Source organism: Rhodocytophaga rosea, assembly GCF_010119975.1.
Lineage (GTDB): Bacteria > Bacteroidota > Bacteroidia > Cytophagales > 172606-1 > Rhodocytophaga > Rhodocytophaga rosea.
On the sequence record NZ_CP048222.1, the window covers coordinates 4650621 to 4676870 of the forward strand.

Consider the following 26250-nt stretch of genomic DNA (forward strand, 5'->3'; position numbering starts at 1 on the left):
TATAAATAGGCAGGAAAAAATTATTTAGCTGGGAGATATTTATAAAAATATATCTTAAAACCAACAAAAATATACCTCTTCGCCTCTGAATCTGCCATCTCCAGTGTAACTTGCATCTTATTCATGAGGCAGTTAATTAAGGAAGTTCAGGCATTGATCCGGAAAGAAATCGTACTGGAATGGCGGCAACGCTACGCTTTAAATGGCATGCTACTCTACGTAATCAGTACGGTGCTGATCTGTTACATGAGTTTTAGCTTGAGTGCTGGCGGCATTGAAAAACCTACCTGGAATGCTTTGTACTGGATCATTCTGTTATTTGCGGCTGTAAATGCAGTAGCTAAAAGTTTTGTGCAGGAGCGTTACGGACGGTTTTTGTATTATTATACCTTGGTGAGTCCGCAGGGAATTATTCTGTCGAAGATTGTGTACAATGCTATACTGATGGTTGTATTGTCACTGGTGGGATATGGGTTTTATTCGCTGATGCTGGACAATCCGGTGGAAGATCATTTTTTGTTTGTACTCACTATTTTATTAGGCGCTGCTGGTTTCTCTACTACGCTTACGATGGTTTCCGGAATTGCTTCAAAAGCAGGAAATAATAGTGTACTGATGGCCATTTTAAGTTTTCCGGTAATTATACCGATGCTGTTAATGTTGATGAAAGTTTCCAAAAATGCAATGGATGGGCTTGAAAGGGCAGCCAGTAGCGACGAAATACTCACCCTTGCATCGATTAATCTGATTGTAAGTACACTATCTTACATTCTGTTTCCGTATCTTTGGAGAAGCTAACATTTGCTGCTATGCTTATAACCAGTTCAATATTGCATTATATTCATTCTAATTATAAGCATTCGGAGGAAAAAAACTATATTTTTCTATATAACAAGCTTGGCCAAATCCTTATTTTTGGCCGGTCCATTACATAAATAACACACCTATGAAAGCCGCCTGGTGGAAAATGATTTGTATTGTTTTATTGCTCTATACAGTAATAGCCGGTTTTTTAATGGAAGTTCCCCGTCTGGCTATTCTTAACGAAAGCATCCGGAACTTATATTTTCATGTGCCTATGTGGTTTGGAATGCTCCTGATCCTGGGTATCTCAGTATTTTACTCCATCAAGTATCTGCAAAAACCTTCTATAGAATCAGACGATATGGCCGTATATGCCGCGCACACCGGTATTTTATTTGGTATGCTAGGACTGGCTACCGGGATGGCCTGGGCCAGATTTACCTGGGGTGCCTGGTGGGTGAATGATCCCAAATTAAACGGAGCGGCTATTGCCATGCTTATTTATATGGCTTATCTGGTATTGAGAGGTTCTCTGGAAGATGAGCAGCAGCGGGCACGGATTTCTGCTATTTACAATATTTTTGCATTTGCTACCCTTGTTCCTTTGCTGTTTATTCTGCCCAGGCTTACCGATTCTTTGCATCCTGGTAATGGAGGTAATCCTGGCTTTAGCAGCTATGATCTGGATAGCAGAATGCGGATGGTATTCTACCCGGCTGTGATTGGCTGGGGATTATTGTCCGTATGGATCACGCAACTGAGTGTGCGTTTGAAAAAATTACAACGCAGGAGCGAAGAGACGTTGCACCGGCAAGTTCAGGCGTAAATAGTTAGCACCGTTTTTCAGAAGGTAATTAATTTGCTAGTAACTATAATAATAATGTGATCGATGAGAAAAATATTGGCCTTTGTATTGACCTTATTCTCTTTAAACCTTCAGGCCCAGCAACAGATTGAAATGGCAGACCAGTTGAGAAGCGATGGAAAAATTTACGTAGTTGTGGCCGTTGTTAGCATTATTTTGCTCGGAATTTTGTTATACCTAATACGGTTAGATACCAAAATCAGCAAACTTGAAAAGGAATCCAGAAATGAAAATGAATAAAATCTGATATGAAAAAAGCACATATTTTCGGAATTGTTATTATTGCTGTAGCTATTGCTGTAATTGTTTCTACAGCCGGAGATGCCAGTTCGTATGTTTCCTTTAAAGAAGCAGCTGAATTAGCAGCTGATGGAAAGGATAAAAAAGTTCACGTAGTAGGAACACTTAAAAAAGGAAATACCGGTGAGATCATAGGTATGCAATATCAGCCGCAGATAGATCCGAATTATTTCTCATTTCGCCTTATTGACCAGAATAATGAAGAAAGGGAAGTTATTTACAGCAGCCCTAAACCTCAGGATTTTGAACGCTCTGAGCAGATTGTGATCATCGGTAGTATGCAAAATGATCGCTTTGTTGCTGACAAAATTCTGATGAAATGCCCTTCCAAGTACCAGGAAAATGAAATCAAAGTAGATGGTGCAAAGAATGAGCAGGCGAAAGCACAACTGGGATCGTAACGGAAGAAGATTGTAGAACTGCTGATAGGCAGGATGAATAAGAAAACATCTGGCTGTGCCGGAAGTATTGAAATAAATTTTAATTAACAACCCATCTCTAATGGTTCATACATTCATCGGTAACTTAGGACATTTATTTATCATCATTACCTTTGTTACCGCCTTAGTTGCTACCTATTCCTATTTTCAGGCCGCACGGGTACCCGAACTAGCCGCTGCCTCCTGGTATCGTTTAGGAAGAATTACTTTTTACACACACCTGGCCGCTGTACTGGGTGTGATTGTTAGTTTGTATTTCATCATCAGCAATCATTATTTTGAGTACCACTATGCCTGGAGCCATTCCTCGCGTAGTTTGCCTTCACACTATATTATTTCCTGTTTCTGGGAAGGGCAGGAGGGAAGTTTTCTGCTGTGGATATTCTGGAATGCTTTGCTGGGTATCATCCTGATTCATACCAATAAAGCGTGGGAAGCACCTGTAATGGTGATTTTTGCCTTGGTACAGGGATTTCTGGCTTCTATGATTCTGGGTGTGGTAATTCCAGGCCTGGATATTAAGATTGGGAGTTCTCCTTTTATTTTGCTGCGTGATGCCATGCAGGATGCACCCATATTTGCTTCTAATCCGAATTTTGTGCCTGAAGATGGTAACGGACTCAATCCACTCTTGCAGAACTACTGGATGGTGATTCACCCTCCAACTTTATTCTTAGGATTTGCTACAACACTTATCCCGTTTGCCTATTGTATTGCCGGTTTATGGAAAAATAAATTTGCTGAATGGATTCGTCCGGCATTACCTTGGGCTTTGTTTTCGGCAGTAGTGCTGGGCGTAGGTATTCTGATGGGTGCCTATTGGGCGTATGAAACCTTGAATTTTGGTGGATACTGGAACTGGGACCCGGTAGAAAATGCGGTATACATCCCATGGCTGGTGCTGGTGGCTACGATCCACACCATGATCACTTATAAGAAAAGCGGCACCGCTTTACGTACATCAGTGGTATTAGCGATTGCATCCTTTGTGCTGGTATTATATGCCACTTTTCTCACCAGAAGCGGTATCCTGGGCAATGCTTCCGTTCACTCCTTCACAGATTTAGGCTTATCCGGACAGTTGTTAATTTATCTGCTTACTTTCACCATAGGGTCTATTGTGCTGAGTGTGGTGAAATGGAAAAATATTCCTTCCGATGAAAAAGAGGTTTCTACCTATTCCAGGGAATTCTGGATATTTATCGGAGCCACTACCTTGTGTCTAGCCGCTTTCCAGGTGCTGGCTTCTACTTCCATTCCGGTTTATAATTCTATTATTGAATCATTCGGTTTTCTTTCGAACCTGGCGCCGCCAGCCGACCAGATCAGCCATTATACTAAATTCCAGTTATGGTTTGCTGTGGTTATTACCATACTTTCTGCGATTGGCCAGTTTTTCTGGTGGCAAAAAATCGATAAAAAAACGCTGCTCAATTCTCTCACAACGCCATTGCTGGTTACATTGCTAGTTTCTGCGCTGTTTATTGTGCTGGCTGGGGTAGATAATCTGATATATATTGTGCTGCTTACCACTTCTGTGTTTTCAGTAGCGGCCAATGCTAAAATTCTGTGGAAAGTAGCTAAAAACAATTACAAACTTTCCGGAGGTGCCATTGCTCATATTGGGGTTGCCATGATGCTGATTGGTATTTTGTTCTCTTCCGGCTATTCTGAGGTAGTTTCACTTAATACATCTGGGTTGATGATCTCTAATGATGAAACCTTCAAAAAAGACAATGACAAAGAGAACAAAGAAAATACATTGCTCTGGCTGAATAAACCTACCCGTATGAATGAGTATTGGGTAACCTACCGGGGCAGACGAATAGACGTACGCAATATGCCAGGGTATATTCACAAAGAATTATTATTGCCCGGCGATGTGGAGTACCGCTCAGTAGCCAAAGAGGATATTGTATATGAGGGCAAAACCTATTTCAAAAAAGGCGATACCCTGGAAACGTATCCTGAAAATACCTACTATGAAGTAGAATACCGGGACGATAAAGGCAGAATATTCAATTTGTATCCGAGGGTCCAGATCAATGAACAGATGAATGGCATTGCGCCTTCACCTGATATTAAAAGAAGCCTTGGCAGCGATTTATACACGTATGTTAACGCTACTCCCGACCCCAGTGCTGAAAAAGACTGGAGTGAAATGGAAGAACATATTGTGAGCCTGCAGGATACTTTCTTTATAAACGACTATGTAGCCGTGCTCGATAATGTTGTACGGGCATCAGAAGTAGAAGGGATTGTGCTTACTTCGAATGATGCAGCCGTAAAAGCGAAAATCCGGGTATTGGGTGAAGGCAAAGATTATGAAGTAAATCCGGTATATGTGATTAAAGACCGAATGGTAGGCCGGGTGCCAGAAACCATTGAAGACCTGGGTTTAAAACTCACTTTTAATAACATTGATCCCAATACTGGCAAATTCACATTTGGCGTGAGCACTACTCAGAAGGATTATATTATTATGAAAGCCTTTGAAAAGCCATTAATCAATGTGCTTTGGATAGGCACATTTGTATTAGTGATTGGTTTTACACTGGCTATTATTCGCCGTTACAGCGAATTTGTCAAAATGCGCAACAAAGGAATGGAAGTATAAAGTATGTCTGGAACCTGGATTTACAGGATTGGAAGATTAACCGGATTAAAAATAAAAATAATTTTAATCCGGTAACTCCTGGTTTCAGACAAATCAAATAATCTGCCAAAATCTGCTTCCAGACAAGATATGAATATCACGTTTATAGGCGCTGGCAATGTCGCCTGGCATCTGGCACAAGCCCTGGATAGTGCCGGACATACCGTGCAACAGGTATACAGCCGGCGTTTACAATCGGCTGTACAACTCGCAGACCAGCTCTATAATGCAGAACCTACTCAATCTTTAGATTTTTCCAGAAGCAAGGCAAATGTTTTTTTTATTGCTGTACCTGACCAGGCAATTGCTTCTCTGGTGACCCGGCTACAATTGCCGGTTCATGCCATACTTGTGCATACCTCTGGTACCTTGCCCATAGAATTATTATCGGCTTTTGAAAATACAGGTGTGTTTTATCCGCTGCAAACATTCAGTAAGGCAAAGGCTTTACAAATGCAGCAAGTGCCTTTTTGCATTGAAGCTTCCAATCCGGAAACGGAAGAAGTTCTGGTAAGTCTGGCACAGGATATAAGCCGCACCGTTTATCTGGTAAGTTCAGCTGAGCGTAAAGTATTGCATGTGGCTGCTGTATTCGCCTGTAATTTTACCAATCATCTCCTGTCAATCGCTTATCAGATCACCTTGCAGGAGAATCTGGAATTTAGCCTGCTTGAACCACTCATCAGAGAAACAATTAACAAAGCCTTAGCTGGTGAAAATCCGGCAAGTGTACAAACAGGCCCTGCGGTGCGTAATGATACTAGCACCATGCAAAGCCACCTGGACTATCTCAGCCGTTCTCCCGCAGAAAAGGAAATCTACCAACTCATCAGCCAGAATATTCAGAAAGTAAGCCGCGAACTGTAAGATTAGCCCTGTATTCGCATTTTGTGCGATAACTTAAATGTTTATTTTGCACCTAATTTCTATAAGATCATAAGTCCGCATGAAAGAACTGCTGAAGAAATTTGAGGACAAAAAGCCTGAAATTGTATTTGAATGGAAAGATCCGGAAACTGAAGCGGAGGGCTGGGTGGTAATTAATTCATTGCGGGGCGGGGCAGCAGGTGGAGGTACCCGTATGCGTAAAGGGCTGGATAAGCGGGAAGTCGAATCGCTGGCAAAAACCATGGAAGTAAAGTTTACGGTTTCAGGGCCGGCTATTGGAGGGGCGAAGTCAGGAATTAATTTCGATCCGGCAGATCCCAGGAAAAAAGGCGTATTGGAAAGGTGGTACAAAGCTGTTTTTCCTTTGCTGAAAAATTATTATGGTACCGGAGGCGACCTGAATGTAGATGAAATCCACGAAGTAATTCCCATTACAGAAGAATACGGCTTATGGCATCCGCAGGAAGGCATTGTAAACGGACATTTCCGGGCAACCGAACCACAAAAAATCAAAAAATTAGGACAACTGAGGCAGGGTGTTTCCAAGGTGCTGGAAGACACGAATTATACACCTACTTCCAGACATAAAAAATATAGGGTTGCAGATATGATTACTGGCTTCGGCGTAGCAGAGGCCGTCCGGCAGTATTATACGATATGGGGCGGGGATATTTCTAAAAAACGGGCGATTATTCAGGGATGGGGCAATGTAGGCGCTGCAGCTACCTTATATCTGGCAAAGTACGGTGTAAAAATTGTAGGCATTATCGACAGAAATGGAGGCATTGTTTCCGAGAAAGGACTGGATCTGGCAGCAGCCAAACAATTATTTTTTAACAAAACCGGCAACCAGCTAAATGAGCCAAATCTGATTCCTTTTGAGGAAATAAGTGAAAAAATATGGAACGTGCCTGCTGATATATTTATTCCGGCAGCGGCTTCCCGTCTGGTTACAGCCCGGCAAATACAACAAATGGCTTCAAACGGCCTGGAGGTGATTTCTTGTGGGGCAAATGTTCCGTTTAATGATTCTGAAATTTTCTATGGCCCGACCACCGAACTGGCAGATGGGCAAGTTTCCCTCATCCCGGATTTTGTGGCAAATTGTGGTATGGCCAGAGTGTTTGCGTATCTGATGAATACACAGGCGGAAATTACGGATGAGGCTATCTTTACCGATGTGTCACAAACGATAGGGAATGCTTTAAAACAGGCACACCATCACAATCCGCAGAAAAATGGCATCGCACAAACACTATTCAGAATTGCCCTCGAACAGCTCGTATAAATGTACAATTTGAGGATTTTATCAACGTATACAATCTTTTCTCCCTATGAACTTCGAACAATATTTAAATCAGCGTTTCTGGGGAAACCGGCTTGAAAATATTTTGTGGTGCATTGGAATTCTGATTTTTGGCCTGTTATTGAAACGGGCGATCTCCCTTTTGCTAAGCAATATTTTATTCAGGCTTGTGAAAAAGGAGTCAGAAAACCTGCCTCTTACCGATTTTTTGAAACTCATGCGTCAGCCAGTTGAAATGTTTATTTCACTGGTCGTAATTTATACTGCTTTCAGTTTCCTGGTATTTCCGCCCCAATGGCAACTGGTATCTGTCAGGCAATTCGGATTGCGGATGTTTTTGCTTAAAACCTATCAGTTGCTCATTATTATTGCCGTAACCTGGCTGGTGATGAACTGCTTTAATTTCTTTATGCTGGTAATGGCAAGGCGGGCAGTGCGTAAAGGTTCCGGGTTTAACGAACAACTGATTCCTTTTCTGAAGGAAGTATTTAAAGTATTTCTGGTCATTTTTGCTTTTTTCTTTGCCCTGGGTGCTTTATTCAGCCTGGATATTGGTTCGATCATCGCCGGGTTGGGTATTGGCGGTCTGGCAGTGGCACTGGCGGCCAAAGAAAGTCTGGAGAATTTGTTTGCTTCGTTCACTATATTTCTGGATAAACCTTTCGTAGCTGGCGATACTGTGCAGGTAGGTACCATTCAGGGAACGGTAGAAAAAGTAGGTTTCCGCAGTACACGCATTCGTACCTTAGACAAAAGTTTTCTCACCATTCCCAATAAAATGATGATAGATCAGCCGCTCGATAATCAGACACAACGCCGGTTTAGAAGAGCAAGATTTACTATTGGGCTCGATTATCAAACACCCACTGCTATCGTGCAATCCATTTGTGATGATATCAGAAAAGCCATTGCTGCCAATGATCTTACCAAAAGCGAACCAGGTCAGGTACGGTTCACTGATTTTGGAGAAAGCTCGCTGAATGTGCTGGTGCTTTTTTTCGTGGAAACGGTAGATTTTAGTGAGTACAACCAGGTAAAGGAAGCGATAAATATCAAAATTATTGAAATAGTAAAAAAGCATCAGGCATCATTTGCCTTTCCTAGCCGTACTATTCATGTGATTCAAGAACCGATAGCGAAGTCTGTTTCCAGTACTTTTTAATATATATCTGGTTCCATAAGGAGACTACAAAATATAAAAACTATAAATTCGACACCTGATTATTTATTTTGTTGTAAATTACTGCCAGAAGTAAATTTTGACCGTATAGATATCAGGAATAAAGTGAGCTTGAGATTAAAAGATAATTTGTTTTTAAGTGTTGATATTGTCAACATGCCCGAAAAGTGAAATAATATTTATCCCATAATTTTTTGTGGTTTGCGAACTATTTTATTCACAAACCGTATGAAATAATAACATATTATTTGTGAAATTCACGATAGAATGTATATATTTGCTACTTCTGCTAGTAAGGTATATCCACATCCGTTTTTGAAATAAGTTTTTCCGGCTATAATTAATACCAGTTTATTCCAGTGATAAAGGTAAAACGATCAGTTTACCGCTTTAGCGATTTGATGTCTACCACCTATTCATCTATCCATTGCGGCATATAACATACTTGAATATTATCGTCAATTTGTTTCATCTCTTAGGATTTGTTTTTCTTACAAACATCAAAACAAAATAATTTAACAAACTTTTTATTCGCCCACAGCGAATACATCATTTTTATTAATCAACACTACCCCACTTATGTACAATATTGAAGACTTAAATATGAGGCTCCTCTCTGAGTTAAAGGAAATAGCTGAAAAATTAGGAGTCAAAAACTTCAGAAAATTCGCCAAGAAAGAATTGATCTACAAAATTCTTGACCAGCAGGCAATCATGCCAGACGCTGCCACCATCCCTGATGTAGCCGAAGCAAGTCCCCGCGTAGAAGAAAAAAGACCAGTACCTGTAGAAGAAAAAAAACCTGGTGGCGAAGAAGAAAGAAGAAGACACCGCGTAAAACGCGAAAATGTGAAAGAAGTACCTGTTGAGCAACTAAGCCTTATAAATGGCCTGCATGCCAACGGTGGCAACGGAACGCCAGTATTACCAGAGCCTGTAATCGAAACCCCGGTTTTTGAAGAAGAACCACCTGTGGTATATGAAACTGAAATTATCGAACCTGTTGCAGAGAAAATTGTAGAGCAGAAAGAATTCCGGGAACGCGAACCCAAAGAATTTGTAAACCGCGAAAACACCACTAATCCACAAACCCCTATAATTCGCGAACGAGAAAATATCCGCAACGACCGCGAAAATCCTAATCGTGAGATTAACAACCGGGATAATAATAATAAAAATAACCGGGAACGCGAAAACCGGGATATTGGCAACCGCGATAATAGCAATCGGGACAACAATAACCGCGAAAATAATAATCGTGAGATTAACAACCGGGATAATAATAACCGCGAAAATAGCAATCAGCGCAAACCAAACAATAATTATAGTGTCCGTGAATTTGATGGCCTGATCGAGAATGAAGGAGTGCTGGAAATTATGCAGGATGGATATGGGTTCCTTCGTTCAGCAGATTATAACTACTTAGCCAGTCCGGATGATATTTATGTATCTCCATCGCAGATTAAATTATTCGGCTTAAAAACCGGAGATACGGTAAAAGGACAAATTCGTCCGCCAAAAGAAGGCGAAAAATACTTCGCTTTATTACGGGTAGAAACTATCAATGGTAAAACTACCGAAGAAATCCGCGACCGCATTCCTTTTGAATACCTCACTCCACTATTCCCTGAAGAAAGATTAAACCTGAGCACTAAGCACGACCAGTTTTCTACCCGTATTCTGGATTTGTTTGCGCCTATCGGAAAAGGCCAGAGAGGTATGATTGTGGCCCAGCCGAAAACAGGTAAAACTGTATTGCTCAAACAAATAGCCAATGCCATTGCCGAAAATCATCCGGAAGTATACCTGATTGTATTACTGATAGACGAACGTCCGGAAGAAGTGACTGATATGGCCCGCAGTGTAAAAGGAGAAGTGATTTCTTCTACGTTCGATGAACAGGCAGAACGCCATGTAAAAGTTGCCAGTATAGTGCTGGAAAAAGCCAAACGGATGGTAGAATGTGGCCATGATGTAGTAATTCTGCTTGATTCTATTACCAGGTTAGCCCGTGCCTATAATACCGTGGTTCCTTCCTCCGGTAAAATTTTATCTGGTGGTGTGGATGCCAATGCCTTACATAAACCTAAACGTTTTTTTGGCGCAGCCCGGAATGTAGAAAATGGCGGTTCGCTTACCATTATTGCTACAGCTCTAATTGAAACCGGTTCTAAGATGGATGAGGTGATCTTTGAAGAATTCAAAGGTACTGGTAATATGGAACTGCAACTCGACCGCAAACTTTCTAACAAGCGTATCTATCCGGCTATCGATGTACCTGCTTCCGGAACCAGAAGAGAAGACCTGCTGATCAACGAAGACGAACTTTCCAGGGTATGGATTCTGCGCAAACATATGGCCGACATGACTTCCAACGAAGCCATGGAGTTCCTGCTTGATAAAATGAAAGGTACACGCAATAACGAAGAGTTCCTGATATCAATGAACAGGTAATTTGTTTAGAATATTAATATTGTTACTATAAAAAAGCGGTGCTCAACACACCGCTTTTTTATTGCCTGCAACTCAGTAAATGTGCAGGCAGTATTTTGAATAAGATTCGATTTGCAAAATAATTCTCTTATTTTTCGTAACAGATTCATACCATCTTGAAGCCAGAATGAATGACCATTGGCCCGTAATAAATTATTGTAAAAATTGAATGTATGCGTAAACGATCGAAGAATATTAGTAAAAAAGTAGGCCAGTCTCCGGGTGCTCTGATCTATACCGGCGACAAACCTCTGAAGGACGTTACTATTACTATTATTGAATACAATGCAAAAGAGTATAAAAAATTCATAGCAGCAACGCTGGAGGAGTGTCTGGCTTGCAAATTTTCGAGAAATATTAGCTGGATTAATATAGATGGTATACACAATATTGATATCATTAAAGCTCTGGGAGAACAGTATGACCTGCATCCCTTGCTGCTGGAAGATGTACTGGATACACAGATCCGTCCAAAAATCGAGTTTTACGACAAATATGTGTTTGTTGTGCTGAAAATGCTGCGGTACAATAAAACTACTCTGGAAGTAGAAGCCGAACAGGTAAGCATGGTACTTGGTGATACTTATGTTATTTCATTGCAGGAAGAACGGGAAGGCGATGTATTTGATCCGATACGAACCAGACTTGAAACTGCCAGTGGGCGTACCAGGCGTTCAGATGCCGATTTTCTTTTTTACTCATTAATCGACACCATTGTAGATAATTATTTTCTGGTACTGGAAAAAATAGGAGAAAGGGTAGAAGCACTGGAAGATGAAATTACAAGCCATCCTTCAGAAAATGCCCTCAAAACGCTCTACAAACTCAAACAGGAACTGGTTTTTATCCGCAAATCGGTCTGGCCGCTGCGGGAAGTAATCAGCAGTCTGGAACGGGAAGAAACGCCTTTGATTCACAAAGAAACCCGTAAATATATCCGGGATGCCTACGATCATACCATACAGGTGATTGATACAACCGAATCATACAGGGACTCGATGGGAAGTTTACTGGATATTTATCTGACAAGTATCAGCAATCGCACTAATGATGTGGTAAAAGTGCTCACTATTATTTCCACGATTTTTATGCCCCTCACCTTTATCGCTGGTGTATATGGAATGAATTTCGACTTTATGCCTGAACTCCGGTGGAAATACAGCTATTTTGTGGTACTTGGAATTATGTTGTTGAGTGCCCTGGCCATGCTCCTGTGGTTCCGCCGGAAAAAATGGATTTAGCGTTTTTCATGGACCTAGCTGTTGCGTTGTCGCCTTACAAAGCCGATTTACTGGCTGAGATTAATCCATAATCCAATAATGTGGGGATATTTTCGGATGTAGGTGTTAAACCTGCCTGTGAAAACCAATTCCGATACTCCTTACGGCTATATGCCCGGCCTTTCGTATGCATAAAAAGCATCCCCGAATAATCAGTTACAGCCAATGGTCCGTCTAAGTTATCATTCAGAAAAGCATCGTGTACCCACAACTCTCCTCCAGGACGAATAACATCAGCAAAACGTTTGGCCAATACCATACATGTTTCAGTAGGCCAATCGTGAAATACGCTGGCGGCTAACAGGATATCTGCCTGAGGTAATTCATCTATAAGCATATCACCAGCCTGGAAGCTTATGCGTTCCTTTACACCCGCAGCTCCTTTCCGGTTGCTTTTGGAAAAGGTATCCAGAAATTCTTTAGCTACTGCTAATACAGCAGGGCGGTCAAAAATAGTAGCGGTAGCCTCAGGATTGGCCAGGAGCCATTCGTAGGTATAGAAACCTGTTCCAGCGCCTACATCCAGCAAATACGCTTTTTTCTGTGGTAATTTGCTGGCTACAATAGGTGATAAGTATTGGGCTCTGCCTGCCAGCGCCAAAGTAAAAAACCTGGCTGTTTCCTCTTCATCCATCACAGAAGGGGTATCTCCTTCTTTCACATAGGTTAATGCAGACTCATCTAATGGGCCATCGTTTTTCAGAAGTTGTGTCATCTCTAATACGCCTGCATTGTCTTTTTCCAGTCCTATATAGGAAATCAGATTGGGTTGAGTAGATTCAATGAGATGCTTGCCCATCTCAGTAATATATAGTTTATTTTCAGTATTGAAATTGAGCAGTTGCATGGCACAAAGAGCCGGAAATAATACCATCGCAGGCCGTTCTTTTAATCCTAATTTCGCTTGTAACTCCTCTATAGAGCAAGGCTCTTTTTGTAAGTGTTCAAACATGTGAAAGTGATGCACCCCAGCAATTAATAACTGCGAACTGGCCATGGCACGTAAGTGTCTGGTGATGGGAGCAAGGTCAAGGAGTGACGTTTCCATAATAATAGGTTAGATTAATATAAGGCAAAATAGGTAAGCTGCTTCTGGTTTCCTTACTCCTCCCAGAACACTTCTATGATCTCATTTCCCAGATCAATGGTAGTTTTGGTTTCTTCAGAGTGCCGCTTGAAACTAAGTTTGCCTTTTGTTACACCTAGTAATTCCTGTTTGAGGACGAAATGCTGATTTTTCTTATGGAATACGACAGCTCGTTCAACCTTGTCATTTTCCATAGCAAGATTAAATACCGTGCCTTTCTGGCGGATGGTTGTGATCTTGTTGAGTGTAAGCGTAGAATCTTTGAGCAATTGAAGCGCCTTAGCTGCATTGGGTACGCCATAGCCTACATAATTATTGCCATACGGATACAAATGCCCTGATTTTTCTATAATGTGTTTAAGTTGTTTATTGGTGAGTTCCGGAGCCGCTTCCATCAGGCAGGCTGCAAACCCGGTAATAACAGGTGCAGAAAAAGAAGTACCGGAAGGGGAGAAACAAGTTACATTAGGTTTCAAATAGCTCAAAAATTCAGGGCCAATGCTGCTGTAGGAAATCTTATCTTTAGACTTTGCTTTAGTAGAACCCACCGATAATACGGCTTCTGCATCAGCTGGGGTAGATACAATTTTCCAGTTGGGATCGTCGCCTTCATTACCGGCAGATACTATAATGAGCATGCCTTTTTCTTCAGTAGCAATCTGAGTAGCCCGGCTGATCATACTGGTTTTGCCATCCATTTCTACTGGTTTGTAATTTTCTTTAGAATCTGTAAAACCCAGGGCATATCCAAGGGAAGTATTGATCAGCCTTACTCCCAGACTATCCATGTGTTCCATGGCGGCTATCCAGTTGTCTTCTTCGCTGCGGGTTTCTCTGGTGCCATGATCAGTTCGGGCTAAGTAAAAAGTAGCGTTGGTCGCAAGTCCGTATTGTAACTTTTTTTCAGGTTCAAAACCGGCAATCATCTGCAATACTTCGTTCCCATGATAATCAGAATTAGTTTCCAGGTCAGTGAAATGGTCTCTTTTCTGAGGATTTACAAAATCTTTGATATCTGCAATTTTATTTCCTGTAATCAGGTGGCGCAGTGATTTATTGGCCGTAACTCCATAAAAACCCACATCAATTACGCCTACTTTTACCCCTTTTCCACTCAGGTTTTTTAACACAAATGCTTCTGCCCCAATTTGAGAAAGTACTGTGCTATAATATTCAGGTTTAAAGTCAGCACCCGGAGCAGAACTGATGATAAGGTTGCGGTTGATGGGTACCAGTTCCTGTACAAAAGAAAATTGCTGTGCCTGTTTTACTTGCCTCTCATCTAAAAAAGCGGATACTGCATTGAGCCATTTAGAAATCACAATAGGAGTAATCCCCTTGTTTTGCAAACTATCAATATATGGTTTATCAACTGGTATATCAGTAAATAAAAGCTTAGTCGAAAGAAATGGATTTGTAAGATTTGAAGTAAATGCCGGATGTTTGTCTTTGAATACGATCCAGTATTTGTTTTGTGCCTGCAATTCACAAATCCACAGCGAAAACAGTAAGAATACATAAATTTTTTTCATATTTGTCAGCCGTTTACAGACGCATTTTATAGGGAAACATAAGTAAATATACGTAATATGAGATATCTGCCCATCGGAAAAGAGCTATTTATCCAGAACCGGCAAAACCTTGCCAAATTGTTGCCACCACACGCTATGGCTATATTTCATTCCAATGATATTATGCCTACTAACGCAGATGGTACCATGGGTTTCCGTCAGAACAATGATTTATTTTATCTGTCTGGCATAGATCAGGAAGAAAGTATATTGCTGTTGTTTCCGGATAGCCAGGAGCCTAAACACAGGGAAATATTATTCTTAAGGGAAACCAGCGAACATATTGCCATCTGGGAAGGACATAAATACACTAAGGAAGAGGGGATGGAGACTTCAGGCATTACTTCCATTTTCTGGGCACAGGATTTTTCCAGAATTCTGCATGGCTTAATGACGGAATGCGAATATGTATATCTGAATTCTAACGAGCATACCAGGGCTGTAATTGAAGTAGAAACCAGGGAGGCCAGGTTTATCCGCTTTATGAAGGAACACTATCCTTTGCATGACTATAAACGGGTAGCTCCTTTGATGCACCAGTTACGGGCTATCAAATCAGAAAAAGAAGTAGAACTGATCAAAACGGCCTGTTCTATTACCGAAAAAGCTTTCCGCCGCTTACTCACTTTTGTAAAGCCAGGGGTAATGGAATATGAGATTGAAGCAGAGTTGTACCATGAATTTCTACGGAATCGTTCCAAAGGTCCGGCTTATACGCCGATTATTGCTTCCGGTGCCAATGCCTGCGTATTGCATTATATAGAGAATAACCAGTTTTGTAAAGATGGCGATGTATTGTTATTGGATGTGGCCGCCGAATATGCCAATTATGCCTCCGATATGACCAGAAGTATTCCTGTGAACGGACGTTTTACACCCAGGCAGAAGCAGGTGTACAATGCCGTATTACGGGTAATGAAAGAAGCTACACAACTGCTGGTGACCGGCAATATCTGGGATGACTACCACAAAGAAGTAGGCAAAATAATGGAGAAGGAATTGATTGGCCTGGGCTTACTCGATGCCACTGCCGTAAAAAACCAGGACCCGGACAAGCCTTTGTATAGAAAATATTTCATGCATGGCACTTCACACTTTCTGGGCCTCGATGTGCACGATGTGGGCAATAAATACCGCCGCTTTGAGCCAGGAATGGTGTTTACCTGCGAACCTGGCATATACATTCCGGAAGAATCTCTGGGAATCCGTCTTGAGAATAATATTTTAATTACAAAAGATGGCAACATTGATCTGATGGCCAGTATTCCGATTGAAGCCGAAGAAATTGAGGCGTTAATGAATAGTAAGTAATATACCTGGTGCACCTTCATCTGTGGATTCACATATCTGCTTTGTACATCAATACCTGGGTGGCGTGCATAAAATTAGTGCTGAGAGCAAACAGCCTCACTCCTTTACTGGAGAAAGTCCGATTTTCCGGCCGTTTTCCAGCATAAAGGCAAAAGCTTCCTCGTATTCATTGCGGATGTGGCCTTCCAGAATAGCTTCCCGTAACACAGATTTAATCTCACCTACTTCCTTGCAGGGTTTTAGTCCGAAGGTTTCCATAATGATCTCTCCGGTGATTACCGGCTGGAAATTGCGGAGTTTGTCTTTTTCTTCCAGGTCATGCAGTTTTTGTTCTACCTTATCAAAGTTCTGGATATAGCGTTTTACTTTGTCGTGGTTTTTGGAGGTAATATCTGCCCGGCAAAGCAGCATGAGCGCTTCCAGGTCGTCGCCAGCTTCAAACAGCAGGCGGCGCAGGGCAGAATCGGTAATATTTTCTTTCACCAGCGCAATCGGCCTCAGATGCAGCCGGACCAGTTTCTGCACAAAGCGCATTTTCTCATTCAAAGGCAGTTTAAAGCGCTTAAATAATTGGGGAGTCATTTTGGCTCCCAGGTCTTCATGCCCATGAAATGTCCAGCCTACCTTCTTGTCGTAGCGTTTAGTGGCTGGTTTGGCAATATCATGCAGAATAGCTGCCCACCGTAGCCACAAATCCTGAGAATGCTTGCTTACATTATCGAGTACCTGCAGGGTATGATAAAAATTATCTTTATGGCCTTTGCCATCCAGGGTTTCTACTCCCTGAAGTTCTACCATTTCCGGAAAAATAAGTTTGAGCAAGCCAGAATGATAGAGCAGTTTAAATCCATACGAAGGCAGCGGCGAAAGAATAATTTTATTCAGCTCCTCAATAATCCGTTCCATCGAAACTATTTCAATCCGGCCTTTTTCCTCCACAATTGCTTCAAAGGTGCCAGGCTCAATATCAAACGTAAGCTGGGAAGCAAAGCGGATGGCCCGCATCATACGCAGGGGGTCATCAGAAAAAGTGATTTTAGGCTCTAAGGGTGTCCGGATAATTTTTTTCTGCAGGTCTTTTAAGCCATTAAATGGATCAATCAGTTCGCCAAAATCAGCTATATTCAAACTGATCGCCATTGCATTAATAGTAAAATCCCGGCGGTTCTGGTCATCTGATACAGTGCCTTCTTCCACAATGGGTTTGCGGGAATGACGCTGATACGATTCTTTACGGGCTCCTACAAATTCCACCTCCCATTCGTCCAGTTGCAGCATGGCCGTACCGAAGTTTTTGAAATACGATACATTGGTTTCCCGGTCGCTGTTTTTAGCCACTTGTTTTGCCAGGTCGATGCCACTGCCAATACACACAATATCAATATCTTTGGATGGCCGCCTCAGCAATAAATCCCGCACAAAACCTCCGATCACATAAGCTTCCACTCCGAGCTGTCTGGCGCTTTCGGCAACCAGCCCGAATACCGGATTTCGTTGGAGGGTTTCTGCAAAATTCATGATATGCTTGGTCTGTTCATTAAAAGAACCTGCAAGTAAAACAGATATTTTGAATACTTCACAGGTTCAGCCCATTTTTCAAATTCCGGGATAGCCTATTATACTACATTTTACTTCCGGAGGAAAGCTATTTGCCCGTTAAGTTCCAGCCTGATAATGGTAGAAAGCCTGACTGTATTTTTAGTTTTATCAACTACCGGCAGGTTCACTACATGATCTACGGCGTTTACTATATCGATTTCTACGTCGGGGAGGGTAGCAGGTTTGGGTTGCAGGTGCTGGCAGGCTGAAGTAAAGGTAATGGCTCTGCCACACTTTTGGATCAGTTTCTGGCAAAACTCATCCCGGTTGAGTTGTACCGCAATACTTCCATCAGAGGCCAGTAGGTTCGGCGCTACATTTTTTCCTTTCGGATAAATCACTGTCAGTGGTTTTTCGGCATATTCTACAATGTCCCAGGCAATGTCGGGCACTTTCTGCACATAATCGTATAACTGGCCAATTTCAGCAATCATCACTACCAAAGGCTGACTGGCAGGACGCTTTTTTATAGATAAAATTTTATTAACAGCTTGCTGGTTACGTACGTCGCATCCCATGCCCCAGACAGTATCAGTTGGATATAAAATTACTTCTCCATTTTTAATGGCTTCTGAGGCTGTTTTAATTTCTTCAGTCATGTATGGCAATATAAAATTAATAGATTCTAAGATTAAAAAATATATCTGACTTATTGAACCAGATCGAAATTATATTAGATAATAAAAAGTTTTTAAGTCTATACATTCAATCTTCCTCCTCATAAAATTCCTGTAAAGCGCCGAAATAAGTCTGGTTCCAGCCATCGGTAATATCAGCAAAATCTTCATCGGGAATGTTGGTATGCCTCAATTCAACGGAAGTTCCTTTTTTATGCGGATGGAGTTTAATGGTGACGATAGATTCTGCCGACTGGTCGCCAAAATACCATTGCTGCACAATCTTTTTGCCCTCTTCAAATTCCAGATTTCTGCCTACAATACTTCCATCCCACAGCGAAAATTCCGAACCTGGCTCTGTAGACATTTCTACTTTGTCGCCGGTCCATAATTGCAGGGTAAGCGGATGGGTTAAAGCCAGGTATACTTCTTCCGGGGTGGCTGGTATAATGTAATACTGTTTGAAATCTTTCATAAGCTTAGGAATCCGGTTACTCAGAAATTTTCGGTGAAGTAAATACAATTTTTTAAATGTTGTTACTCCGGAAAAAAGTATGTAGCAAATTGTTCACTGAATGTAAACATAACACCTGTTTACTGATCACATTTGATAGAATTCTGCGAAGTAAGGTAATACCTGCCTGGAGCAATAGTGCTCATCACTTCCGGGCGGAAAAGTAGTAAATTCTGGTAAATGAACGAACCAGTTTTAGCTGAAGAAAAGTAACTTGAAATAATCAGGCGTGAATGAGATGACCCTTTGAGCTGACTCAGCGGTGGTTTTTTCTTTGCTGCAAAGCGGTGAGTGCTGCCTGTAGTGCAACCGTATTTTTTGACTGCTTCTCCAGGTTGTAAAGTTCTACTCTGCGAAATTCTACCGGATGGCTTTCGCTTTGCAGGGCAATGTATCCTTCTGTAAGTAATTTGCCATCCATTTTAACAGCCGGGTCATGGCTACTTACATTGCCACCACCAATCTGGGGTTTTTCGTACGTCAATACCGTGTCTCCTTCCACGATATGTTTCACAAGAGAATCGCCTAATACCAGCACATCTGCCCGAACCCACTGGTCGCCATGATAGGTTTTAGAATTAGAGTCAATACAATGCGGCGTAAATAGCTTGCCATTCAGTACTACATTGGTGCCGGGGGTACATAAATTGGCTGTATGCCGTTCGTCTTTGCCATTGCCACCCAGAAATTGTACTTCAATGGAAATGGGAAAATCCTGATCCAGGCCCATGGTAGCAGGTGGCTGGCAGTGCAGCATAGCGCCACTATTGCGGATCGCCCATCCCGGACCACCTTTGGCCTGTTCGCCTGTAAACCTATATTCCAGAGAGAGCAGGTAATAAGAATATTTCTGTTTGTAGAAAATATGCCCAAACTTTTCATCAAAGTTCTGATACTGGCTGTAATCTACTTTCATGACTCCATTTTCTACCTGGAAAGTATTGCCGTAATTTTCATTCAGAGGATAGTTTCTGATTTTAACCTGCCAGTCTTTCAGATCTTTTCCATTAAACAACTGAATCCAGCCATCTGAGGATGTTTTTTTTGAAGTAGTATTCAGGCAGCTAACTAAGAATAAGGCTCCGATGAAAAACAGGTTTGAGCGGGAAAAAAGTTCATAGGTGAAAGGGTGTATGATGTAAAAATAAGGCTATAAAAAGTATAGCGGGAAGTTTATTTCCCGCTATACATGCTATATACGCTTCTAAATTTTAATCTTTCAATCCAGAGTTACTTCTCAAAGCTGATCCAGTCGATGCCGATTAAAGGAGTATTGTCATTCACTTTTTCGTCTTTCTTCTTGAAAACAAAATACAGGTCATGTTTGCCGCCAGGATTATTGAGAGGGGCGCTCAACTCTGCATATTTTCCTCTGCCACCTGTTGCTGTAAAGTCGAGTGTACTAATCACCGGACCTTTTGCCGAACCAGTATGTACTTCTACTATCCCATCTCCACTGGAAGAATAAGAATAATTCAGCTTGCTGATACCTGTCAGGTCTATGTTTTTAAACATCAGATAGGCTTTATTAGCACCACCAGCTGCCCTGCCGAACCGCTGCGCATTACTCATCACATCAGCATCTTCTGCTTCAACCTTGGAAGGACGTAGGATAAGTGTTTCTGTCCGGCTCAGGGGCGTAATACTTCCGCCTTTGTCTGTATAAGAAGCCGTCAGAATATACCGTCCCTGCGTTTCTTTGCCCACATGTTCTTTCAATACTGTATTTCCCTGCAATGGAAGTTTAGCCTGCGACTGTTGCGTAGATAAGGTAAGTACATATTTTACAATTTCAGAAGCATCTTCCACGGACAATTGCGGATGAGCATTCATGGCTTTTTCGCCCCATACGCCACCGCCACCGGTAATGATTTTGTTGGCTAGTTTCGCTACTGCATTTTTATCGCCAGTATATTTCTGGGAAACTTCCATAAAAGATGGCCCTACCGATTTTCCGTTCAGTTGGTGACAAGCCTTGCAGTCGCTGTTTGCCATCAGGTTTTTGCCCAGATTATAAGAACTGGTAATTTGCTGGTGACCTGTTATTGCCTGCTGGCTGGCTACTTTGGGAATATAGTTGAGCTTAACCTGTACTTTTTTCTTGTCAATTACTTTGTCTTCATTGTCTTTTACTTCTACTGCATATTTGAGAGGCGTATCCTGGGCAAAAAAGAAAGTGCTATTACCTTCTGTATTGATCGCCACCTGGGGCAATGTATTGCCTACTTTTACCTCGAGGGTATCAGTGCTGCTCATGCCCGAAGGGTCTGTAACTTTCAATAGTACCGGGTATACTCCATCTTTCTGGAAAGTATAGGAAGGATTCGCTTCTGTAGAAACTGGCTGGTTTTTTTCGAATGTCCACTCATAACTCAGTTTGTCTTCCTCATCGAAATCATAGCTGCGGCGGCTGCTGAAGTTTACTTTCAAAGGCGCTAACCCAATGGTATCTCTGGCAGAAGCCATGGCTACCGGCATGCGGTTTCCGGGATTAAACTCTATTTTTACAAGCCGGGCATCGTCGTTATCAATGCCATATACGGTACCATATTCCAGCATGTAGAATTCACCTCCCGGACCAATTTCCATATCTATTGGCCGTCTGAAATCGCCATTGGTGGCCATAAATGGCTCCATCCGTTTGAAGTTCTGATTTTCGTCTAAACGTACGGCAAACACCCAGTTACGCATCCAGTCAAAAATGAACAGAGCTTTATCGTAGTACTCTGGTATTTTTACCTCTGACTTCAGGTTTGCATCAAAGTGATAGACCGGACCGGCTTCTGCGCTTCTGCCGCCAGTACCCAGTTCAGGAAATTCATCTGATTTATTATACGGATACCAGATCATGGCTTTCTGAGCCGGAGGTAAGGTTTTGGCACCAGTATTATTGGGTGAATTATTTACCGGCGCATTTATATCGAATAAATTGCCAACCGCTTTGGTTTCGAAGTCATAATCGTGATAAGGCTTACTATCACCTACAAACAGCGGCCAGCCATAGTTACCGGGTTTTTTTGCCTGGTTAATTTCATCATAACCTCTCGGGCCTTGCGGACCATCTGTACCAGAATCCGGGCCAATTTCACCCCAGTATACAATAGAAGTTTCCTGGTCTACCGACATGCGATAAGGATTGCGGCAACCCATGACATAAATTTCCGGGCGGGTGCCAGGCGTACCTTTTGGAAAGAGGTTTCCTTCCGGAATGGTATAGGTGCCATCTGCTTCCGGGTGAATTTTAAGGATTTTGCCACGAAGGTCATTGGGATTTCCGGCAGAGCGCTGGGCATCGAAGGTTAAACGTCCTGGCCTGTCGTCGATAGGAGCAAAGCCACTGGATTCGAAGGGAACAGTATTGTCGCCGGTAGAAATGTACAGGTTTTTGTCTTTGTCCCAGGCCAGAGAGCCGCCGGTATGGGCACTTACTTCCAGGTCAATGGGAATCTGGATAATTACTTTTTCTGAAGCCAGGTCCAGAAAACCATCTTTGCCCAGGGTGAAACGGGAAACATGCTGTTTAGTCTGTCCGTTTTCTTCGGCGGTATGGAAGAAATACATCCAGTTATTCTGGCTGAAATCCGGATCTAACGTAATTCCCAGCAAGCCATTGAGATATTTTTCTACCGCTTTTACCGGAAAATCACGCAACAGGCGGGTTTTCTTGGTTGCCGGGTCATACATATAAAATTTACCAGCCCGTTCTACGTAGAACACTCGTCCGTCTGGTGCTACCGCCAGTTCCATAGGTTCGTTTAAATCATTGGAAAGAATGGTTTTTTTGAAGCGGTTCTCCTCAGGCTTTTTCACCCCATACGCTTTTGAATAGTCTAGTTTCTGATTCTGCCCGATGGCATAACGGATACCACCCAGCAGGTGATTCACAAACATAGGTTCCACAAAGGTTTCGTTGGTATGTCCTAAGCCAGTGTAAAAAGCCCGTCCGCCATCATAGTCATGGTACCATACAATCGGATGGTTGCCAGCATTCTCTCCGCCTTCATAGCTGTCCTCATCTAGTTTAGCCAGCACTTTCAGGTCGGGATTGATGCTTTTATAATTATACCACTCGTCGTTGCGCTCCCAGCGGGCAGGCAATCCTTTGGTGGAAATATGAGAAGTGTCGATTACATCAATTGTAGCCTTGCGTACATTGGGATTGTTGGGATGGCTCAAAAAATATGCGCCTACCAGTTTGTTATACCAGGGCCAGTTATATTCGGTATCGGCTGCTGCATGAATGCCCACAAAACCTCCTCCGGCCTGAATAAAACGCTCAAAGGCTACCTGCTGATCCGGATTGAGTACATTCTGGGTGGTGCTCAGGAAAATAACAGCACTATAGTTTTTCAGGCTGTCTTCTACAAAATAGGCAGAATTTTTAGTGGTATCTACGGCGAAGTTATTTTCCCGGCCTAATTTCTGAATAGCCGCTATTCCACTGGGAATCGACTGGTGGTAATATCCACTTGTTTTAGAGAAGATAAGTACCCTGGGTGTTTTTGTTTCTGCCACCGGCTGGCTCACAGTAGGGATACTGGCGGTAGTTGCCGTTTTACAGGCATAGAACCCTCCGCCAGCCATGGCACTCAATATAAGGGCAAAAGCTGTTTTTTTAGCGTAATCTTTTACGGACATAAGTTTAGGTAATGTGATAAGTAATCAAATTATAATAAGGTGAATGTTTAGCTGACTGATTTAGTAAAGCATAGGTTGAATAGGCTTATTTAAAAATAGCAATATCGTGATTTTACTTATAATTATATAAAGTATAATTAAAGATATATTGAAAATTATTTCAATGACAAGGTGAAGACTTTGCCTTCCAAGTTTGTTTAAAAAATCAGCCCAGTTTTCGGCCATCAGGAACGAGAACAGCGTATGTGTAAGCAGGCAGGTTCTATCTGTAATTATTAGACTTTATTTTATATTTTTATAGCGCAATCGTTTATTCGCATTATTTCTTCAAAGCATGTAGATATACGGCGTAAAGAGTTAAATCAAACTTTATAAACCTTTAACCTCCAGATATTAATACTTCAATTTTCGTATATTCTAATTCGTAATCCTACATATATGGCAAATAAGAAAACCTCCAAAACCAGCAAGCCCAAAGTAAACAAAGAACTGGAAGGCTTTGATATTCAGGTAAATTCTTTCGGAGAAATCATTACTAACTTTGATATCAACAAGATCAATGAGTTTCTGAACCGGAATGTAGATGATAAAAAACTCCGGGATAGGGATGATATTTTTGAAAGCGAAGAGCAAAAGCCCAAACGCCGGAAAACAGATAAACCTTCGGAAGAAGATAACAAAGAAGAATAAACAGGCGCTTTATTCATTTGTGCTTTTCTCCGGGCTGGCATAGCTAATGTCTATGACCTCTACTTCTTCCTGGCTGGGACCCATTTGCAGCAAAAGTATTTGTCCGATAGTTACACCTGTGAGCGTACGGGCAATAGGTGCAATAAAGGCGATCTTTCCTTCAGGTACAGAGGCTTCATCTACACCTACAATGGTAAACTGCCGTTCTGTACCAGCCTGCTTTCCATTCCGGGTACGCAAGGTTACCGTTGCTCCAAACCTGACCTGATCAGAAGGCTGGCTGCCCGGGTCAATGAGTTTGGCAGAGGCGATACGACTGGTAAGGGCGTTTAGCTGAGCATTGAGAATAGTAAGTTGCCGCGTACGCTCCGAATCTTCCAGAGCGCTGGTTTCTATTTGTGTATGCTTTGTTTCAAGCGCTGCTAATTCGGTTCGCAGCATGGCCAGACCCTGCGGCGTTACATAATTAGGAACACCTGCAGGTAGGGCCGCTCTAGGCGGAATGATAGGTGCTTGTCCGGAATCGTCTTCTTTTACAAATGCTCTGCTCATGCCTTTGTTAAACGCAAGCTGGGTATTGAATGGTTGTTGGTATACATTATTTCATGCACTTGTACAGTATCTGCGCTCATAAAAGTTTTGAGCTGTCTGCTTAATGGCGAGAAAATTTTTGGCAATCCGAAGTTTACGCTGAATCTTTTTTCCAATTAATTCACAAGATAAGCAATAGACCATAACTTAGCTTATAAGTATAAACCCATGTGACCCGATGCCCCGGATACGAATACTTGCCTTAGAAGATAATACCCTGCATGCCGATATTTTACGGATGACGCTGGATACCTTAGGTTACGAATTGATTGATATTGCCGATAATTCTAAAGACCTGATCCGATTGCTGGAAGCCACCGATCCTGATCTGCTGCTGATGGATGTAGATATTGGAGAAGCCTTCACAGGCATAGATCTGGTGAAAAAAATCAACGAAAACATAGATATCCCGGTGATCTATGTTACTTCACTAAAGGAAGAGCAGGTATTTAAAAAAGCCAAAGAAACCCTGCCGGATGCCTATATTAATAAACCTTACCAGCCCGAGCAACTACAGGCGGCGATTGAACTGGCTTGTTATAAGAAGCAAAAAGAAAGCAGTTATATTGCCAAATCCCGCAATAAAGACATTGCTGCAAAATCGGTATTTGTAAAAGAAGGAGATAACCTGATTAAAATTTCTTTACCGGATATACTGCTCGTAGAAGCGTATGATAAATACTGCTTCATTTACACCAGGGAGAAAAAATACCTGCTCAGCGTACAACTCAAAAACATAGCTGATGCCCTTCCGACAGAGCAATTTTTACAGGTGCACCGCTCCTATATCATTAATATCGATGCCATTGAGAAAGTACGCCTGAGTCAGAACAGCCTCGAAATAGCCGGCAAACAGATCCCCTTTAGTAAAACCTATAAAAATACTTTGTTCTCCCGGCTGAAAATGCTGTAAAATCACTATTTTAGAAGGTTGATAACAAAGGAATGATGCACTTAAATGATAATTTAATTAGTTGTATTGAATCTGCCGCTGCTTCGGTCTGGTTGTGTAATACGAACGAACAGCTGGAAACAGATATGGTCCGGGTGCTGGGCGTGCAGGTAGATGCTGACCGCCGCCACCTGACAGTATATATTCCGGAAAGCTATGGAGCTGACGTTATCCGAAATTTGTCTGTTACTGATAAAATCACCTTTCTTACAGCTATTATTTTTACTTATGAATCCTATCAGGTAAAAGGCACCTATATTTCCCACCGGGCGTCCACAGAAGAAGAGATAAAATATCAGAAAGCGTATATGGACGATTTTGCAAAGGCCTTACAAAAACAAGGATTATCCAGAGAAAAGGCTTATAAAGCGTACTTCCGGCAGCCTTGTATCGCTTTGCGTATGGTAGCAGAAGAAGTATATGAACAAACGCCCAGAAAAGGCACTGGAGAAAGGCTGGCTGTTTAAC

22 protein-coding genes are annotated in these 26250 nt (G+C 42.0%); 14 read left to right on the forward strand and 8 right to left on the reverse strand.

Annotated elements, in window-relative coordinates:
• The first annotated feature begins 123 nt into the window (after positions 1–123).
• The 10 genes from GXP67_RS19255 (at position 124) to corA (ending at position 12173) form a co-directional block, all read left to right on the forward strand.
• Entirely contained in the window at positions 124–798 is a 675-nt protein-coding gene (locus GXP67_RS19255; protein ID WP_197901540.1) for a heme exporter protein CcmB, read from the forward strand.
• Positions 799–946: 148 nt separating this feature from the next.
• Entirely contained in the window at positions 947–1630 is a 684-nt protein-coding gene (gene ccsA, locus GXP67_RS19260; RefSeq protein ID WP_162444636.1) for a cytochrome c biogenesis protein, read from the forward strand.
• Positions 1631–1693: 63 nt separating this feature from the next.
• Complete coding sequence (locus tag GXP67_RS19265; RefSeq protein WP_162444637.1) at positions 1694–1909, forward strand: CcmD family protein; 216 nt, start codon at positions 1694–1696, stop codon at positions 1907–1909.
• An 8-nt stretch (positions 1910–1917) separates the two neighbouring features.
• Positions 1918–2370 carry a cytochrome c maturation protein CcmE domain-containing protein gene (locus tag GXP67_RS19270; protein WP_162444638.1) on the forward strand — a complete coding sequence of 151 codons (453 nt, stop codon included), beginning with the start codon at positions 1918–1920 and terminating at the stop codon, positions 2368–2370.
• 100 nt (positions 2371–2470) lie between these two features.
• Positions 2471–5026: a cytochrome c biogenesis protein CcsA gene (gene ccsA, locus GXP67_RS19275; protein WP_162444639.1), complete on the forward strand. Its 2556-nt coding sequence runs from the start codon at positions 2471–2473 to the stop codon at positions 5024–5026.
• Positions 5027–5155: 129 nt separating this feature from the next.
• Positions 5156–5932: a Rossmann-like and DUF2520 domain-containing protein gene (locus GXP67_RS19280; protein WP_162444640.1), complete on the forward strand. Its 777-nt coding sequence runs from the start codon at positions 5156–5158 to the stop codon at positions 5930–5932.
• A gap of 79 nt (positions 5933–6011) precedes the next feature.
• A complete protein-coding gene (locus GXP67_RS19285) occupies positions 6012–7241 on the forward strand; it encodes a Glu/Leu/Phe/Val dehydrogenase dimerization domain-containing protein (protein WP_162444641.1) in 1230 nt (409 codons plus the stop codon).
• A 46-nt stretch (positions 7242–7287) separates the two neighbouring features.
• Positions 7288–8421, forward strand: coding sequence for a mechanosensitive ion channel family protein (locus GXP67_RS19290; protein ID WP_162444642.1), 1134 nt, complete (start codon positions 7288–7290; stop codon positions 8419–8421).
• Positions 8422–9018: 597 nt separating this feature from the next.
• Positions 9019–10893 carry a transcription termination factor Rho gene (rho, locus tag GXP67_RS19295; RefSeq protein ID WP_162444643.1) on the forward strand — a complete coding sequence of 625 codons (1875 nt, stop codon included), beginning with the start codon at positions 9019–9021 and terminating at the stop codon, positions 10891–10893.
• A gap of 212 nt (positions 10894–11105) precedes the next feature.
• The gene (gene corA, locus GXP67_RS19300; RefSeq protein ID WP_162444644.1) at positions 11106–12173 is read left to right on the forward strand and encodes a magnesium/cobalt transporter CorA; all 1068 of its coding nucleotides are present in this window, start codon (positions 11106–11108) and stop codon (positions 12171–12173) included.
• A gap of 34 nt (positions 12174–12207) precedes the next feature.
• Here corA and GXP67_RS19305 read toward each other — a convergent pair whose 3' ends face one another.
• Together GXP67_RS19305 and GXP67_RS19310 are read right to left on the reverse strand one after the other, a co-directional pair.
• The gene (locus GXP67_RS19305) at positions 12208–13260 is read right to left on the reverse strand and encodes a methyltransferase (RefSeq protein ID WP_162444645.1); all 1053 of its coding nucleotides are present in this window, start codon (positions 13258–13260) and stop codon (positions 12208–12210) included.
• Between the two features lie 53 nt (positions 13261–13313).
• On the reverse strand, positions 13314–14831 hold the full coding sequence (locus GXP67_RS19310) for a S8 family serine peptidase (RefSeq protein ID WP_162444646.1): 1518 nt from the start codon (positions 14829–14831) through the stop codon (positions 13314–13316).
• A gap of 57 nt (positions 14832–14888) precedes the next feature.
• Between GXP67_RS19310 and GXP67_RS19315 the strand changes: the two genes are divergently transcribed.
• Entirely contained in the window at positions 14889–16181 is a 1293-nt protein-coding gene (locus tag GXP67_RS19315; RefSeq protein WP_162444647.1) for an aminopeptidase P N-terminal domain-containing protein, read from the forward strand.
• 96 nt (positions 16182–16277) lie between these two features.
• Here GXP67_RS19315 and GXP67_RS19320 read toward each other — a convergent pair whose 3' ends face one another.
• The 5 genes from GXP67_RS19320 to GXP67_RS19340 form a co-directional block, all read right to left on the reverse strand.
• Positions 16278–17699 (reverse strand): CCA tRNA nucleotidyltransferase, encoded by a 1422-nt coding sequence (locus GXP67_RS19320; RefSeq protein ID WP_162444648.1) that lies wholly within the window; start codon positions 17697–17699, stop codon positions 16278–16280.
• A 110-nt stretch (positions 17700–17809) separates the two neighbouring features.
• Positions 17810–18379, reverse strand: a complete 570-nt coding sequence (locus tag GXP67_RS19325; RefSeq protein WP_162444649.1) for an L-threonylcarbamoyladenylate synthase — start codon at positions 18377–18379, stop codon at positions 17810–17812.
• A 106-nt stretch (positions 18380–18485) separates the two neighbouring features.
• Positions 18486–18872 carry an SRPBCC domain-containing protein gene (locus GXP67_RS19330; protein WP_162444650.1) on the reverse strand — a complete coding sequence of 129 codons (387 nt, stop codon included), beginning with the start codon at positions 18870–18872 and terminating at the stop codon, positions 18486–18488.
• Positions 18873–19167: 295 nt separating this feature from the next.
• Positions 19168–20007 carry a 3-keto-disaccharide hydrolase gene (locus GXP67_RS19335; RefSeq protein ID WP_394351979.1) on the reverse strand — a complete coding sequence of 280 codons (840 nt, stop codon included), beginning with the start codon at positions 20005–20007 and terminating at the stop codon, positions 19168–19170.
• A 134-nt stretch (positions 20008–20141) separates the two neighbouring features.
• The gene (locus tag GXP67_RS19340) at positions 20142–23549 is read right to left on the reverse strand and encodes a ThuA domain-containing protein (RefSeq protein ID WP_197901541.1); all 3408 of its coding nucleotides are present in this window, start codon (positions 23547–23549) and stop codon (positions 20142–20144) included.
• A 438-nt stretch (positions 23550–23987) separates the two neighbouring features.
• Here GXP67_RS19340 and GXP67_RS19345 point away from each other — a divergent pair, with 438 nt between their 5' ends.
• A complete protein-coding gene (locus GXP67_RS19345; protein WP_162444651.1) occupies positions 23988–24239 on the forward strand; it encodes a hypothetical protein in 252 nt (83 codons plus the stop codon).
• Between the two features lie 9 nt (positions 24240–24248).
• On the opposite strand, the gene GXP67_RS19350 is transcribed toward GXP67_RS19345, so the two are convergent.
• Entirely contained in the window at positions 24249–24791 is a 543-nt protein-coding gene (locus GXP67_RS19350; RefSeq protein WP_162444652.1) for a GreA/GreB family elongation factor, read from the reverse strand.
• A gap of 217 nt (positions 24792–25008) precedes the next feature.
• On the opposite strand from GXP67_RS19350, the gene GXP67_RS19355 reads away from it, so the two are divergent.
• Positions 25009–25743 carry a LytR/AlgR family response regulator transcription factor gene (locus GXP67_RS19355; protein WP_162444653.1) on the forward strand — a complete coding sequence of 245 codons (735 nt, stop codon included), beginning with the start codon at positions 25009–25011 and terminating at the stop codon, positions 25741–25743.
• Positions 25744–25775: 32 nt separating this feature from the next.
• Positions 25776–26249 carry a hypothetical protein gene (locus GXP67_RS19360; protein ID WP_162444654.1) on the forward strand — a complete coding sequence of 158 codons (474 nt, stop codon included), beginning with the start codon at positions 25776–25778 and terminating at the stop codon, positions 26247–26249.
• Position 26250: the final 1 nt, after the last annotated feature.